Origin of the sequence: Bacillus sp. FSL M7-1020 (genome assembly GCF_038050415.1) — a bacterium.
Lineage (GTDB): Bacteria > Bacillota > Bacilli > Bacillales > Bacillaceae_G > Bacillus_A > Bacillus_A toyonensis.
This window is the reverse complement of sequence record NZ_JBBOTW010000001.1, coordinates 4,053,467-4,068,214: the sequence shown is the minus strand read 5'-3', so window position 1 is coordinate 4,068,214 and position 14,748 is coordinate 4,053,467. Positions and strand designations below refer to the sequence as shown.

Below are 14,748 nucleotides of genomic sequence, written 5' to 3'. Positions count from 1 at the left end.
TAAAGTGAGGAAAGAAATTTGAAAACCTTATACATGAACTATGCTGGATCGGAAAAGCGCGTTGCAATTGAAGAGAAGAACAAAATTGTTGAATTTTTATGGAAACGTAATGAAGAACAAGAGATTGTTGGGTATATTTACGTTGGACGTATCGTAAGAACAATTGCTGGAATGAATGCAGCATTTGTAAACATCGGTTTAGAAAAACATGCGTACCTTTCATATGATGATGTACCGTCTTCTTATCGTATACATGAAGGACAAGCAGTACTCGTACAAGTTGTGAAAGAGGCAATTGATACGAAAGGACCGAAATTAACAGCGAATATAGAATTTACCGGGAAATATGTCGTTTATATGCCATATGATGAAATGCGCGCTGTTTCTCGGAAAATAAAAAACAATAAAAGAAGACAGCAGTTACTCGAAATTGAAGTAGAAGGGACAGGAGGGTATATTTTCCGCTCCGCTTCTGAAAAAGGAGAAATTGAAGAAATACAAACTGAAATGCAAAGGTTACAGCAGTTATATGAAGAGTTAAAAAGAAAAGAGGGCCAAGGAAAGGCACCGCTATTACTTCATCGACCAGCGACTTTTTTAGATCGTGTATTTCAAGAGAATCCAATTGAAACAATCGAAAAAATAGTTGTAGATACAAGAAGTGTAGTAAAAGAATTAGAAGACAAGGTCGGAAAAGAAAAAGTATCTTTTTATAATGAAAAATCTTCGATGTTTAATCATTTCGGAATAGAGCGAGAAATTGAAAAAGCACTTCAAAAAATTGTGTGGCTCCAAAACGGTGCTTATTTGATTGTGGAACAAATGGAGACGATGACTGTAATAGATGTGAATACGGGGAAGTTTACCGGAAAACAAAATTTACAAGATACAGTACTTCGTACAAATGAAATGGCCGCTGACGAAATCGCTCGCCAATTAAGACTTCGTGATATTGGTGGAATGATATTAATCGACTTTATTAATATGAAAAAACGAGAAGATAAAGAAAAGGTAAGAGAACGTCTCATAGCTGCTATGCAAAATGATCGCACTTATACAAGAGTACTTGGGTTTACTGAGTTAGGGATTTTGGAGATGACACGTAAACGTAAAAAACATTCTTTACGTGACGTATTGCTAGAAGAGTGTGTACCGTGTAAGGCGACGGGGTATGTAATGTCGTATGAAACGATTGCTTATGAGTTAGAGCGAGAACTCATTACATATGGCAATATAGAGGATGAAGCAGTATTAATTGCTGCACCTCAAGATCTGCAAAAACAATTTTTACAAAAAGAATTACAAAAAAATATTCCATTTGAAATTTATTTCAAAGATGATACTATCGAAAAGTACGCTATTATAAGATTTGGAAGTAAAAAAGAAATTGTAGAACGGAAAAAATAGTTAGCAGAACATTTATTGACAACCGTCTATGATTCATGATAACATCTTTATGTTATAGTTTATAGCACCTAAACGGCTATATGCTACAACCGCACAAGACAGGTTCCCTAAAGGCATTTATGTCTACCTCGTTTTTGGCGAGTCTTAGTAATTAAGAGGAGGTGCAAGTATGTACGCAATTATCGAAACAGGTGGAAAACAAATTAAAGTTGAAGCTGGTCAAGCAATCTACATTGAAAAATTAGATGTTGAAGCTGGTGAAACTGTTACTTTTGACAAAGTTCTTTTCGTTGGTGGCGAAAACGTTAAAGTTGGTAGCCCAGTTGTAGAAGGCGCAACAGTGACTGCTAAAGTTGAAAAACAAGGTCGCGCTAAGAAAATCATCGTTTTCAAATACAAAGCGAAAAAGAACAATCGTAAGAAACAAGGTCATCGTCAACCTTACACTAAGCTAGTTGTTGAAGCTATCAACGCTTAATTCAGGTTAACATGATTAAAATTACGATAAGTCGCACGAAATTAGGAAGTATCCAATCATTTAAAATGACTGGACATGCCGATTATGCGCCACATGGACAAGACCTTGTCTGTGCTGGAACTACAGCGGTTGTGTTTGGTTCTATAAATGCAGTGGAAGAGCTTTGTAATGTGCAGGCAACTATTGAACTCGGAAGTGATGGTGGATTCTTAACGTATGAATTGCCTAATGATTTAGACGTTCATGCAGCAGAAAAAGCTCAAACGCTTTTAGAAGGATTAGTTGTTTCGCTAAAGACGATCGAACTTGATTACGGAAAGTATATCCGTTTAATAGAAAAAGTGCAGGAGGTGTAACGTATGTTAAGATTAGATCTTCAGTTTTTCGCATCTAAGAAAGGTGTAGGTAGTACAAAGAACGGTCGTGACTCTCAGTCAAAACGTCTTGGTGCTAAACGCGCAGATGGTCAAACGGTTTCAGGTGGTTCAATTCTTTACCGTCAACGCGGTACAAAAATTTATCCAGGTGTTAACGTTGGTCGTGGTGGCGATGACACTTTATACGCGAAAGTTGACGGCGTAGTACGCTTCGAGCGTCTTGGCCGTGACCGCAAACAAGTGAGCGTATATCCTGTTGCTCAAGAAGCATAAGAACTCACGGAAAACTCTAACCTGAGTGCAGGTTAGAGTTTTTCTATATTAAGGGGTATCTAAATGAATGAAAAATGGACAATTATAGATGCGTTGCGTCATTCAAGACATGATTGGCTCAATCGTATGCAGATGGTTAAAGGAAACCTTTCCCTTGGAAAAGTGGAAGAGATTCATCGGCTCATCGATCGTTTTGTCCAAGAAGCGAGACAAGAATCCAATCTGATGGGGTTATCAATGCCTTTATTTTCAGAGTGGATTTTAACATATAATTGGAAACAGCAGCCGTGCTTATTGGAGTACGAAGTATTAGGAGAATTACATAACTTATCTCACTTAGATGAGACTGTATGTACATGGGCGAATCAATTCTTCTCAATGCTTCAGCATAGTTTAGACGTATATGTTGAAAATTATGTTTGTATCACAATTGAATGTGACGCGGAGAATGCTCGTTTCTTTTTTGATTTTCGTGGTAAGCTAACGAGTGTAGAAGAACTACAGAATTGGCTTGCGAACCAAAACAATAAATGGTATTCCATTTCTTATACAGTACGAGACGAAGAAGTCTCAGTTATATTACAACCAATCGAAAAAAGTGTGGTGAAATAATGTTTGTAGATCAGGTCAAGATATATGTAAAAGGCGGCGACGGTGGTAACGGAATGGTTGCGTATCGTCGTGAGAAGTATGTTCCAAAAGGTGGCCCAGCAGGTGGCGACGGTGGTAAAGGCGCAGATGTTGTTTTCGTTGTTGAGGAAGGCTTACGTACATTAATGGACTTCCGCTACCAACGTCATTTCAAAGCTGATCGTGGTCAGCACGGAATGAGTAAAGGTCAGCACGGACGTAAATCTGAAGATTTAATCGTAAAGGTTCCACCAGGAACAATAGTAAAAGATGAAAAAACAGGTCAAATTCTTGCCGATTTAGTAACGCATGAACAAACAGCTGTAATCGCAAGAGGTGGCCGAGGTGGCCGTGGTAACTCGCGTTTCGCAACAGCTACGAATCCAGCACCTGAAATCGCTGAGAACGGAGAACCAGGTCAAGAACGTGATGTCATTCTAGAACTTAAAGTGCTAGCAGACGTTGGACTTGTTGGATTCCCAAGTGTAGGTAAATCTACATTATTATCTGTTGTATCATCAGCGCGTCCGAAAATTGCAGAGTATCACTTTACAACAATCGTTCCTAATCTTGGTGTTGTTGAAACTGGTGATAACCGCAGCTTCGTTATGGCTGACCTTCCTGGACTAATTGAAGGCGCACATGCTGGCGTCGGACTTGGACACCAATTCTTACGTCATATCGAACGTACACGTGTAATTGTACATGTTATTGATATGTCTGGTTTAGAAGGCCGTGAGCCATATGAAGATTATGTCACAATTAATAATGAATTAAAAGAATATAATATGCGTTTAACAGAGCGTCCACAAGTTGTTGTAGCAAACAAAATGGATATGCCGGATGCAGAAGAAAACTTACAAGCATTTAAAGAGAAAGTGGGAGACGAAGTAAAAATCTTCCCAATCTCAGCTGTAACGAAACAAGGTGTTCGTGATTTACTATTTGAAGTAGCGAACTTATTAGAAACAACACCAGAATTCCCAATGTACGATGTTGTTGAAGAGTCTGAAGCAAGTGTAATGTATAAATTTGATGCTGAAAGTCTTAAATTTGAAATTACACGTGAAAGTGACGGCACGTTTGTTATTTCTGGTTATGATATCGAGAAGACATTCAAAATGACTGACTTCTCACGTGATGAATCTATACGTCGTTTCGCTCGCCAAATGCGCGGAATGGGTATTGATGAAGCGCTTCGTGCACGTGGTGCAAAAGACGGAGATATTGTAAAAATTCTTGAATATGAATTTGAATTTATCGATTAAGACTGCCAAAGTATGGCGGTCTTTTTTTTATTCTGCTATTTGCAAGTAGTAAGATTCCCGCCTCAAAATTCAGCTGAAGCAAAGAAGTTAGGTGTGAATCAGGCTGCTAGTTAAAAATTACGAAGATAGGAAAAAATCCCCACTAATTAAATTTTCAATTTATAATAGAAAAAGAAGTAATTTTAGAAGAATATTTATGGGGAGAAAGAGAACATGTATAAAATATTAATTGTAGAAGACGATGAGAAAATTGCGGGAATATTAGAGGAGCATTTAGAAAGGTATGGCTATCAATCATTTAGAGCAATTGATTTACGTCATATAAAAGATGAATTCGTAAAAGTGAATCCACATCTCGTATTACTGGATATCAATTTACCATATTTTGATGGTTTCTATTGGTGTCGTCAAATCCGCACTGTATCGAATGCGCCGATTATTTTTGTTTCTGCAAGAACAGGGGAAATGGATCAAGTAATGGCAATTGAAAATGGCGGAGATGATTACATTACAAAGCCATTCCATTTAGATATTGTCATGGCTAAGGTGAAAAGTGCACTTCGACGTGGGTATGGTGAGTATGCTTCTGCGGCAGAAAGTGATTGTTTAGGTGTGAATGGACTTTTGTTATTCCCGTCCCAACACGTTGTTGAGTGGCAAGGGCAACAAACAGAGCTGACAAAAAATGAATTTTACTTATTAGAGTGTTTAATGAAACAAGCGAATCAATATGTAACGCGTGAAGAATTGTTAGAAGCTCTGTGGGATGAAGTAGCTTTTGTTGATGATAATACACTGACTGTGAATGTAAAGCGCGTAAGGAAGAAACTAGAGGAGCTAGGTATTAAAAATGCGATTGTAACGAAACGTGGATACGGTTATGCGCTTCTTACAGAGTGGAGTGAAGGGCATGCAGGTTAAAAGTTACCTCATAGACCGCTTTGCTTTACTTCTTTCTTATGTTGTAAGTCTTTGTTTATTTGGACTCGTATTGCAGTTGCAAAGTCTTTTAGAAAAAAGATCAATTGATTGGAGTACGTGGTTATACGGACTTTTATTAGGGACAGTTGTGTTTACTGTATACCTCATTTACGATTACCGAAAAAGAAGTGTTTTTTTTAAGAGAATCGAAAAATATGTTGCTGATGGAAATACATTACATGATTCTTTACTTATTGATACTTCGTATACGACAGAACAAGAGATGATCGTTGAATCTTTTACGCTATTAAGACAGCAATATATGAATGAAGTTCATAAACAGCATGCGAAAGAGCAACAGCAAATGATATTTATGAACCAATGGATTCATCAAATGAAGACACCAGTATCTGTTATTGAGTTACTATTACAGAAGTTTGGTAAAGAGCATCGTGAAGCGAGAGCAACAGTTGAAAGTATTCGTGAAGAAAATAACCGTATACTAAATGGTTTAGATTTAGCGTTACATATGGCAAGGTTAGAGCAATTTGCGAAAGATTATAAAGTAGAAGTAGTAAATGTGATAGATATTATTCGAGGTATTATTAATGAAAATCGAAAGTCTTTCATTCAATCGTCTGTATTTCCGAAAGTAATGTTTGAAGAAGATACTTGTATGGTTGCATCTGATAGAAAATGGCTTAGTATTGCTATAGGGCAAATTGTTGTAAATGCAATTAAGTATACGAGAATTTCAGAAGCAGAGAAAAAGGAAATTCAATTTCAAATTGAAGAGAAAGATCAAAAGGTGTTATTACATATTAAAGACAATGGAATCGGTATTCCGGAGCAAGATGTAAAGCGTATATTTGATCCGTTCTTTACGGGGATAAATGGCCGTAAAACGAGAGAAGCGACTGGAATGGGTTTATATATTACGAAGGAAATTTGTGATAATTTACATCACGGTATTTATGTGCAATCGGCTGAAGGGGAAGGGACAACATTTACGTTCCAATTTGCAAAAGATGAAGAATATCATACATTAATGAGAAAAATGACAAAACTGTAAGATAACAAAACGTTTTGTAAGGGAAATCACTCGTTTCTTTTTCTTATTTTTCTTATAGTAAATGTAAGAAGAAAACACATAGGGGGATTAGAAATGAGTGTTCTTGAAGTAAAAGGATTAACGAAGGTGTATCAATCAAAAGGTTCAGTAGCGACGACTGCTTTAAATGATATAAATTTTAAAATAGAAGAAGGCGAATTTGTAGGGATTATGGGTCCTTCAGGAAGCGGAAAAACAACGCTTTTAAATTTATTAGCAACAATTGATAAGCAAACTTCAGGTCATGTGCTTGTAAATGGCGAAGAAATTAATCAAATGCGTGCTGCAAAATTAGCGGAGTTTCGCCGTACACATTTAGGATTCATTTTCCAAGATTTTAACTTACTTGATACGCTATCGATTAAAGAAAATATCATTTTACCACTTGTAATGGCGAAGAAATCTGTAAATGAAATCGATGCAAAAGTGCTTGAGATTGCAAAGTTTTTAAATATCGAAGGCATTTTAAATAAAAAAGTATATGAAGTATCAGGCGGCCAACAACAACGTGCAGCAGCTGCGAGAGCGATTATTCATGAACCGACGTTAATCTTAGCGGATGAGCCAACTGGAAACTTAGATTCTAAGTCGGCAAAATCATTAATGAGCGCGTTGCAAGATTTGCATGAACAAAAGAAAGTAACAATTGCAATGGTAACGCATGATCCAGTAGCGGCGAGTTATTGCGAACGTATTCTTTTCATACGTGATGGAGAGATTTTCTCAGAAATACATAAGGGAAGAACGAAACAAGCCTTTTTCCAAGAAATTTTGGACGTACTTGCGATGCTAGGAGGAGAATATCATGAACTTTCGCCAGCTCGCGCTTAATAACGTAAAAGGAAATTGGCGTAATTATAAAGCGTTTCTTATTAGCAGTTGTTTATCGATTGTCGTATTTTTCATGTATGCTTCCTTCATTTATCATCCAGATGTCGTAAGCGGTAATATTAGTATGAGGGAGATGATTTCAAAAGGGTTAGAATCGATGAATTATATTGTAGTCATCTTCTCAGCACTTTTTATTTTATATGCAAATTCAACATTTTTAAGAGCAAGGAAAAAAGAGTTTGGTCTATTAACATTAATAGGCGGAACAAAATCACAACTTGGCCGAATGATTATATTAGAACAGCTTATGTTAGGTAGTATTGCAATTGTAGTAGGTATTGGACTTGGTATGCTTTGTTCAAAATTATTCTTCCAAGCATTAAGCGTAATATTGAAAATAGATAAAACACTTCCACTCGTATGGAATAGTAAAGCGGTTTTGATTACAGCGGGTGTATACTTTATTCTATTTTTAATTCTATCATTGTTTAGCGTTTGGACAGTAGGACGCTTGCAAATTATTGATTTATTAAGAGAAGCAAGAAAACAGAAAGTAGAACCTTTTGCGTTTACATGGTTATGCGTAGTTGGTATAGGATGTATTATTGTTGCATATGTACTTAGCTTCCAAGTAACATTTATGAATTTTGTCATCCTGTTTTTACCGATTGTAGGGCTGACGATAGGCGGAACTTATTTACTATTTACACAAGGTAGTACAGTCGTATTAAAGGCATTACAAAAACGAAAAAAATCTTTTTATACATATCCAAATATATTCGTACTTAGCAATCTTATTTATAAAATGAAAGATAATGCCCGTTTTCTATTTGTAATTTCTATCATTACGGCGGTTGTATCTTCAGCAGTTGGTACGCTGTACGTATTTTTTGAGGATATGAGTTATAAGGCAGTAACTAGTACCCCGCATGCTATTTCTTATGAGGAAAAGGGAATCCATATGCATAATGTCATAAAAGAGGGAAAAACAAAAGAATTAATAAAAAAACACGGATTTGAAGAAGCGCGAGAAGTAACGTACGTAAAACTTCCTGGAACGCAAAAAATCACAATGTTTAACAGTGAACATGAGATGCCAATGGCGATTGTTTCAGAAAAAGAATATAACGCTGAAGTACGTAAACAAAAGAGAGAGCAAGTTAGAGAAGTTCATAATGCACCAGGTAGTGCAACGATGGTCATAATGGATATGGCGAATGATATGATGAAGATAGATCGTACGAAACCGTATGAAATTAAAATTAACGGACAAAAGCAATCTGTTCAATTAAATGAGCCAACTTCATTTTCTGTTTTTAATGATAGTGAATATCTCATTGTGAATGATCAAGATTTTGAGAAATACGCAAAGCTTGTACCAGATGAAGAAAAGACGAAATATTACGGTTATTATATAGAAGACTGGAAAAGTACGGAAGACCTTGTGTTAGATTTGAAAAAGGAGATTGCACCAGATAAGCAAGAAGAGTTAAATAACTCGGTGCTCGCTTATAAAAATATAAGGGAATCAGGAGCAATTACAATGTTCATCGGTTTCTTCGTATCGGTACTATTCTTCTTCTTCGCTTGTAGTATGACATACTTTAAATGGTTTAACGATAAAGAACAAGATCGTATTCAATTTAAATCGTTAAAGAGAATCGGTATGACAGATAAAGAAATTCGTAAAATTGCAATTCGTCAAATGGGCGTTATCTTCTTTATCCCAATTTTAATCGGTGCCATTCATAGTGGGTTTGCTCTTCATACGTTAGGGAAAATGCTTTATATTGATTTATGGAAATCAGGTGCGATTGTAATTGGAACATACGTTATAGCTTCTGCGATTTACTTTATGATTGCACAAAGAGGATATTTGAAACACGTGCAAAGCTAGAGAAACCTCTAGCTTTTTGCTTATGTAGTAAGTTATAGGGGGACGATAGATGAACATTCGGCAACTAGCGCTGCAAAATATAAAAGGAAATTGGCGTAATTATAAAGTGTTTTTCTTAAGCAGTTGTTTTGCGATATTTGCGTCTTTTGCATACATGTCTGTCATTGTACATCCGTATATGCAGGAGACGATGTGGTATCAAAACGTACGCTGGGGACTTATTATATGTAATGTTATAGTCATTTCTTTTTTCGTCATATTTATTTTGTACTCTACTTCTATTTTCATAGAGGCACGTAAGAAAGAATTAGGGTTATATATGTTAATGGGAGCGACGAAGTCTAACGTAATAGGAGTGATAATGACCGAGCAAATATTAATCGGGATTTTCGCGAATATTTTCGGGGTTGGGCTTGGTATGATCTTTTTGAAACTCTTTTTTATGGTATTTAGTATGTTACTGGGCCTTCCGAAAGAACTCCCTGTCATATTTGATGTGAGAGCAATTGGGGTAACGTTTGTTACATATATGGTCGTTTTTATTGTCTTATCTTTTATAAGTGCTTTACGCATATGGAATATAAAAATCATTCGGTTATTGAAAGAATTTCGAACAGATAAAAAAGAGAAGAAAACATCAATGTGGCTTTGTATATTCGGTTTTATTTGTTTAGGTATAGGATATGCGTTAGCGTTACAAGCGACGATGCCAACGATAGCATTCTATTTTTTTCCTGTGTCTATACTTGTCTTTTTCGGAACTTATTTTTCTTTTACACACGGAACTGCTCAAATATTAGAAATAATAAAACGAAATAAAAAGATTATGTATACATATCCGTATTTATTTATAGTAAACCAATTGTCACATCGAATGAAAGAAAATGGTCGCTTTTTCTTTCTGATGTCTATGGCAACGACGTTTGTAGTTACGGCAACAGGTACGGTGTTCTTATATTTTTCTAGCATGCAAGATATGTGGCGAACTGGAGGGGTACACTCGTTTTCATACATAGAAAAAGGTATTTCTACTCATGAAGTCTTTGAGGAAGGTGCGGTTGAAAAATTACTGAATCAATACGGGTATGATGATTTTCAATATATGAGTTTTGTTGGAGTGTATGCATCCTTTCGGTCTAATAAAGGAGAAACAACAATAGCACCGCTTATAAAGGAAAGTGAATATAACCAAGAAGCGAGGAAACAAAAAAAGAAAATGTATCGTCCTAAAAAAGGTACAGTGACACTCGTTTATTATAATAAATACAATAATTCGAATGTATATAATCAAAAAGAGATTCAATTGCAAGTAATGAGTCAACCATATTCATTCGTATTTAACGGTCAGAAAGAAGGGGTTCAATTTAACTATCACCCTTCGTACATTAATGGTCTGTTCTTCGTTATGAATGATGAAGATTTTGACAGTATAGCAAATCAGGTTCTCGATTCTGAAAAAATGATATATAGAGGCTACACATTACCAAATATCGAAAAGACGAAGAAATTAAATGAAGATTTACGGAAACATATGAAACAAGATAATAATAATGCGTTTCGAAGTAATATGGAGTTATATGTAAATATGAAAGAAGGCGGCGATATTACTCTATTTGTAGGCTCATTCATTAGTATATTATTCTTTCTTACTTCATGTAGTATCGTATATTTTAAATGGTTTCATAATATTGCATCGGACCGAAAGCATTATGGTGCACTCTCTAAACTTGGAATGACGAAGGAAGAAGTATGGGAAATTTCTCGCTGGCAATTATGTATGCTATTTTTTGCGCCAATTATAGTAGGGAGTATGCATAGTGCAGTTGCGTTATATACGTTTCATAATACTTTCTTTATGGATGGATCATTAGGAAAAGTAGGCTTGTTTATTCTGTATTATATCGCTGCATGCATCGTTTATTTCTTCTTCGCTCAAAGAGAATATAAGAAACATTTAGACTAGCGGATGCTAGTCTTTTTTTAATATTCGAAATTTACATAGAAGAATATAAAAAAGTATGGTATAACAGTAAGAAAACGAAAAAGAGGGGAAAAGACGATGATTCGAGTAGGATATTTAGGACCAGAAGCAACATTTACAAATATGGCGGTGAGTCGTTTTTTTCCGGAAGCAGAGCATGTACCGTATCGAACGATTCCGGATTGTATAGATGCAGCCGCAAATGAAAGTGTAGATTTCGCAGTCGTACCGTTAGAAAACGCAATAGAAGGTTCAGTAAATATAACGGTCGATTACCTCGTGCATGAGCGACCACTTTCTATTGTAGGAGAAATTACAGTACCAATTCAGCAACATTTACTCGTACATCCGCAGTATGCAGAAGTGTGGGGAGAAGTATATGCAGTGCATTCACATCCGCATGCTATCGCACAATGTCATAAGTTTTTAAATGAAGAATTAAAAGGGGTAACTGTTCGAGACATGACATCAACAAGTGCTGCTGCACAATATGTGAAAGAACATCCTGAAGAAAAAATCGCTGCCATTGCAAATGAAGCAGCCGCAGAAAAATACGGATTAACAATTGTAAGACGTGACATTCATACGCATAAAAACAATCATACACGCTTCCTAGTGCTCCATAAGAAAAAGAAAGTAATACTCTCAAATAACGGAGAAAACCGCGGGGAGAAAACGACGCTTATGATAACGTTACCTGCAGATTATGCAGGGGCACTATATCAAGTGTTATCAGCTTTTGCATGGAGAAAATTAAATTTATCAAAAATCGAATCGCGCCCGATGAAAACAGGACTCGGAAATTACTTTTTCTTAATCGATGTCGATAAAGCATACGATGACGTATTATTGCCAGGCGTAACGATGGAACTTGAAGCGCTCGGTTTTTCTGTTACTGTGCTGGGGAGCTATTCTTCTTATTGGTTGTAAAGGGTAAGGGAGAGTATTTGTCGTATTTTGTAGTTAAATCGATATAATTTCAGTCGATAATATACCGTCTGATAGATAAATAAAATCCCACCATTTATAGGTGGGATTCTTTACTTTAACTTAGCAAGACGCTCCTCTAACTGACCACGCCAAATATTGGCTAGTTCAGGAACAGCAAGAATCTTTTCAATGCCATCTTTATCTTTTCTATTATGAAAATAAATTTCGTTAGAAAACAAAACAGATACATTGTTTGATGGACGTTTTAGCAATGTGATTTTAGAATCTTTACGTACAGTACCTTCTTGAAGAACGCGGCATAGGTAGCCAGTAAATCCAGTTGCTACAATGCGCGGCAGTATGCCAGGAATACCGAGGCGTTTTGAAATAGTGCTACAAGGTACTCTTGCTTGTGTCACTTGAATGATTGCTTCACCAAGCTGATATGTATCTCCGATGCAAACATCACGCTCTAACATATTTGTTACGGTAATGTTTTCGCCAAATGTGGAAGCTGGAAGCGTAGTTTGAAATTCCTCTTCCCATAGTGCGTAATGCTCGTGTGGGTACACACAAACAGCGCGATCAGGACCGCCGTGATGTTTTAAATCCGCTACGTCATCACCACGAAATCCGTCTTTTGAGAGAAAGGCCTCTTCTGTAGGATCTTTACATATACCTGTTATCATTTCTTTATCTTCGCCATATTTCATTTGTTTCGGTTTACCAGTACTAAAGTGAACGAGTTCAATTCCCATATTCGATCTCCTTTACGATTGATTACAATATTATAGCATTAAAAAAGCACAGAGAATTATAAAAACTCTGTGCTTTACATTAATAAACGAGAAATCCTGCTTTATCTAAAGCCTCGCAAGCAGCGTCTAATTTTTCTTTAGAATCTGCTTCAATTGTATGTAAGTGAATACCATCTGTTAGTTGCGAAAGATAGGAAGCATTTGTATTTTCGATTTTTTGTAAATATTGCTCTACATCAAATCGATTACTTACCATAATTGATGCTGTTAAGTCGCCGTATACAGGGTGCTCAACTTTTACGTCTTTAATCGTAACGCCATGATCAACAAGCATTGTAAGTTCTTGACGTACTTCTGCTGGTTTATGTTGGCATACAATCACGCGTTCAAAAGCCTGTTGCTTCTCCTGTGGTTTTAAATATAAATAGCCTTGAGCAGTTGCGATAATTGGCTCGTTTCTTGCTTTTAGTAAGGAGATATCTTGCACAATAACTTGTCTACTTACGTTTGTCTTCTTAGATAGTTCGTTTCCAGATAACGGTTCATTTGCAGCAAGCAGCCACTGAAGGATAAGTTGTCGTCTTTCTTCACCTAAAATTTTTTTTTGTTCATTTTGTTTCATTATGATTTAACACCTCTATAAAATTGATTTCCAATTGTGTGTAGTGCATGAATAGTAGTATCAATTTGTTCTTTCGTTGTTTGTTGTCCGAAAGAGAAGCGGACATATTGTTTAGCCTCTTCATACGTTCTTCCAATTGCAAGCATTGTTTTCGAAGGTTCTTGTTTACCAACTTGGCAAGCACTTCCGGTCGAGATGGCAATACCGCGGCGGTTGCATTCTAGCATTGTATATTGACCTTCTATTCCTTTTATTGTAACCCCAATAATATGTGGTAAACAAGAAGTAGAATGACCTTCTACTTCAATTTCTAGCGGAAGTGTTTGTAATTCCTCTAAAAAGTAGGATCGTAACTCTTTAAAACGTAAACTTTCTACCTGTTGATTTTTCAATATATTTTCAGCAGCTGTTAAAAAAGATGCGATGCCAGGAACGTTCACTGTGCCTGGGCGAAATCCTTTTTCGTGAGAAGTTCCCGGGAATATTTGTGCCCAGCGAACTTGCGGATTTATATAGCAAGCGCCGACACCTTTTGGACCGTATATTTTGTGTGCTGAAACAGAAAGACTATCAATTCCCATCTCAAAAACATGGATAGGCAGTTTACCAAACGTTTGCACACAATCCGTATGAAATAAAATATTATATGTTTTTAAAAGGGCCCCAATTTCTGCTATGTTTTGAACAGTCCCAATTTCAGAGTTACCATGCTGTATACTTGCTAGCACAGTATCTTCTGTAATAGCTGCCTCTAAATCTACTAAACAAATGAGTCCGCTTTTATCAACAGGAATTTCAGTGATCGTATAGCCTTTTGATTTTAGAGATTGAAAATAACTTCGAATGGATGCATGTTCCATAGGTGTCGTAATAATATGCTTCTTATTTCGGGCACTTAGAAGTGATTGAATCGCAAGATAGTTCGATTCCGATCCACAGCTTGTGAAAAATACTCCTTGTTCTTTGCCTCCAATCATTTCCGCAAATGTTTTTCGGCAAACTTGTAATAAAGAAGAAGCCGTTCCTCCAATATCATGTAAACTTTGTTCATTTCCGAAGTATTGCGAAGCTGCTTTCATATATGTTTGTAACGCTTCCTCGCTCATAGGTGTAGTAGCTGCATAGTCAAGATATATCATCATGTAAGTTCCTCTCTCTAGTAAGAGTTACATTTCTTTTACTTTTTAAATGGTAGTAGTGAAAATAAGAATTATAAAAAAACTCTTGTCATTATTTTAAAACTATGTAAATATAGGTGTCAAGA

At 36.3% G+C, this 14,748-nt stretch carries 15 protein-coding genes and 1 other annotated feature; of the genes, 12 read left to right on the top strand and 3 right to left on the bottom strand.

The genetic code is table 11. The annotated features are described in order from the left end of the window. Positions 1-18 precede the first annotated feature (18 nt). The 12 genes from MHB70_RS20830 to pheA all read left to right on the top strand — a co-directional run bounded on the left by MHB70_RS20830 (position 19) and on the right by pheA (position 12,104). Positions 19-1,407, top strand: coding sequence for an Rne/Rng family ribonuclease (locus MHB70_RS20830; RefSeq protein ID WP_000855449.1), 1,389 nt, complete (start codon positions 19-21; stop codon positions 1,405-1,407). 77 nt (positions 1,408-1,484) lie between these two features. After that, positions 1,485-1,562 (top strand) — a sequence feature (ribosomal protein L21 leader region). Positions 1,563-1,576: 14 nt separating this feature from the next. Continuing rightward, complete coding sequence (gene rplU, locus MHB70_RS20825; protein ID WP_000270907.1) at positions 1,577-1,885, top strand: 50S ribosomal protein L21; 309 nt, start codon at positions 1,577-1,579, stop codon at positions 1,883-1,885. 11 nt (positions 1,886-1,896) lie between these two features. Next, positions 1,897-2,241, top strand: a complete 345-nt coding sequence (locus MHB70_RS20820; protein WP_001973720.1) for a ribosomal-processing cysteine protease Prp — start codon at positions 1,897-1,899, stop codon at positions 2,239-2,241. Between the two features lie 3 nt (positions 2,242-2,244). Further along, positions 2,245-2,535 carry a 50S ribosomal protein L27 gene (gene rpmA / locus MHB70_RS20815; RefSeq protein WP_000944957.1) on the top strand — a complete coding sequence of 97 codons (291 nt, stop codon included), beginning with the start codon at positions 2,245-2,247 and terminating at the stop codon, positions 2,533-2,535. A gap of 63 nt (positions 2,536-2,598) precedes the next feature. After that, positions 2,599-3,147 carry a sporulation initiation phosphotransferase B gene (locus MHB70_RS20810; RefSeq protein ID WP_001003572.1) on the top strand — a complete coding sequence of 183 codons (549 nt, stop codon included), beginning with the start codon at positions 2,599-2,601 and terminating at the stop codon, positions 3,145-3,147. Continuing rightward, on the top strand, positions 3,147-4,433 hold the full coding sequence (gene obgE / locus MHB70_RS20805) for a GTPase ObgE (RefSeq protein WP_000497121.1): 1,287 nt from the start codon (positions 3,147-3,149) through the stop codon (positions 4,431-4,433). Before MHB70_RS20810 ends, obgE begins: the two co-directional genes overlap by 1 nt. 213 nt (positions 4,434-4,646) lie before the next feature. Beyond that, a complete protein-coding gene (locus MHB70_RS20800) occupies positions 4,647-5,354 on the top strand; it encodes a response regulator transcription factor (protein WP_000276708.1) in 708 nt (235 codons plus the stop codon). Continuing rightward, entirely contained in the window at positions 5,344-6,426 is a 1,083-nt protein-coding gene (locus MHB70_RS20795) for a HAMP domain-containing histidine kinase (protein WP_001197401.1), read from the top strand. Before MHB70_RS20800 ends, MHB70_RS20795 begins: the two co-directional genes overlap by 11 nt. Before the next feature lie 93 nt (positions 6,427-6,519). Continuing rightward, positions 6,520-7,296, top strand: a complete 777-nt coding sequence (locus MHB70_RS20790) for an ABC transporter ATP-binding protein (RefSeq protein ID WP_000114533.1) — start codon at positions 6,520-6,522, stop codon at positions 7,294-7,296. Beyond that, positions 7,271-9,193 carry an ABC transporter permease gene (locus MHB70_RS20785; RefSeq protein WP_061529660.1) on the top strand — a complete coding sequence of 641 codons (1,923 nt, stop codon included), beginning with the start codon at positions 7,271-7,273 and terminating at the stop codon, positions 9,191-9,193. Before MHB70_RS20790 ends, MHB70_RS20785 begins: the two co-directional genes overlap by 26 nt. A gap of 49 nt (positions 9,194-9,242) precedes the next feature. After that, positions 9,243-11,156 carry an ABC transporter permease gene (locus MHB70_RS20780; protein ID WP_001026357.1) on the top strand — a complete coding sequence of 638 codons (1,914 nt, stop codon included), beginning with the start codon at positions 9,243-9,245 and terminating at the stop codon, positions 11,154-11,156. A 96-nt stretch (positions 11,157-11,252) separates the two neighbouring features. Next, entirely contained in the window at positions 11,253-12,104 is an 852-nt protein-coding gene (gene pheA, locus MHB70_RS20775) for a prephenate dehydratase (protein ID WP_000621713.1), read from the top strand. A 110-nt stretch (positions 12,105-12,214) separates the two neighbouring features. Here the strand turns inward: pheA and MHB70_RS20770 are convergent, their stop codons facing one another. The 3 genes from MHB70_RS20770 to MHB70_RS20760 form a co-directional block, all read right to left on the bottom strand. After that, positions 12,215-12,862: an MOSC domain-containing protein gene (locus MHB70_RS20770; RefSeq protein ID WP_061529659.1), complete on the bottom strand. Its 648-nt coding sequence runs from the start codon at positions 12,860-12,862 to the stop codon at positions 12,215-12,217. A 79-nt stretch (positions 12,863-12,941) separates the two neighbouring features. Next, the gene (locus MHB70_RS20765) at positions 12,942-13,484 is read right to left on the bottom strand and encodes a transcription repressor NadR (RefSeq protein ID WP_000812272.1); all 543 of its coding nucleotides are present in this window, start codon (positions 13,482-13,484) and stop codon (positions 12,942-12,944) included. Then, positions 13,484-14,626, bottom strand: coding sequence for an IscS subfamily cysteine desulfurase (locus tag MHB70_RS20760; protein ID WP_000973768.1), 1,143 nt, complete (start codon positions 14,624-14,626; stop codon positions 13,484-13,486). Before MHB70_RS20760 ends, MHB70_RS20765 begins: the two co-directional genes overlap by 1 nt. Positions 14,627-14,748: the final 122 nt, after the last annotated feature.

Excerpts from the sequence above, each read along its gene's own strand:
- rplU (WP_000270907.1), top strand. The coding sequence starts at position 1,577 with ATGTACGCAATTATCGAAACAGGTGGAAAACAAATTAAAGTTGAAGCT.
- MHB70_RS20820 (WP_001973720.1), top strand. The coding sequence starts at position 1,897 with ATGATTAAAATTACGATAAGTCGCACGAAATTAGGAAGTATCCAATCA.
- rpmA (WP_000944957.1), top strand. The coding sequence starts at position 2,245 with ATGTTAAGATTAGATCTTCAGTTTTTCGCATCTAAGAAAGGTGTAGGT.
- MHB70_RS20810 (WP_001003572.1), top strand. The coding sequence starts at position 2,599 with ATGAATGAAAAATGGACAATTATAGATGCGTTGCGTCATTCAAGACAT.
- obgE (WP_000497121.1), top strand. The coding sequence starts at position 3,147 with ATGTTTGTAGATCAGGTCAAGATATATGTAAAAGGCGGCGACGGTGGT.
- MHB70_RS20800 (WP_000276708.1), top strand. The coding sequence starts at position 4,647 with ATGTATAAAATATTAATTGTAGAAGACGATGAGAAAATTGCGGGAATA.
- MHB70_RS20795 (WP_001197401.1), top strand. The coding sequence starts at position 5,344 with ATGCAGGTTAAAAGTTACCTCATAGACCGCTTTGCTTTACTTCTTTCT.
- MHB70_RS20790 (WP_000114533.1), top strand. The coding sequence starts at position 6,520 with ATGAGTGTTCTTGAAGTAAAAGGATTAACGAAGGTGTATCAATCAAAA.
- MHB70_RS20785 (WP_061529660.1), top strand. The coding sequence starts at position 7,271 with ATGAACTTTCGCCAGCTCGCGCTTAATAACGTAAAAGGAAATTGGCGT.
- MHB70_RS20780 (WP_001026357.1), top strand. The coding sequence starts at position 9,243 with ATGAACATTCGGCAACTAGCGCTGCAAAATATAAAAGGAAATTGGCGT.
- pheA (WP_000621713.1), top strand. The coding sequence starts at position 11,253 with ATGATTCGAGTAGGATATTTAGGACCAGAAGCAACATTTACAAATATG.
- MHB70_RS20770 (WP_061529659.1), bottom strand. The coding sequence starts at position 12,862 with ATGGGAATTGAACTCGTTCACTTTAGTACTGGTAAACCGAAACAAATG.
- MHB70_RS20765 (WP_000812272.1), bottom strand. The coding sequence starts at position 13,484 with ATGAAACAAAATGAACAAAAAAAAATTTTAGGTGAAGAAAGACGACAA.
- MHB70_RS20760 (WP_000973768.1), bottom strand. The coding sequence starts at position 14,626 with ATGATGATATATCTTGACTATGCAGCTACTACACCTATGAGCGAGGAA.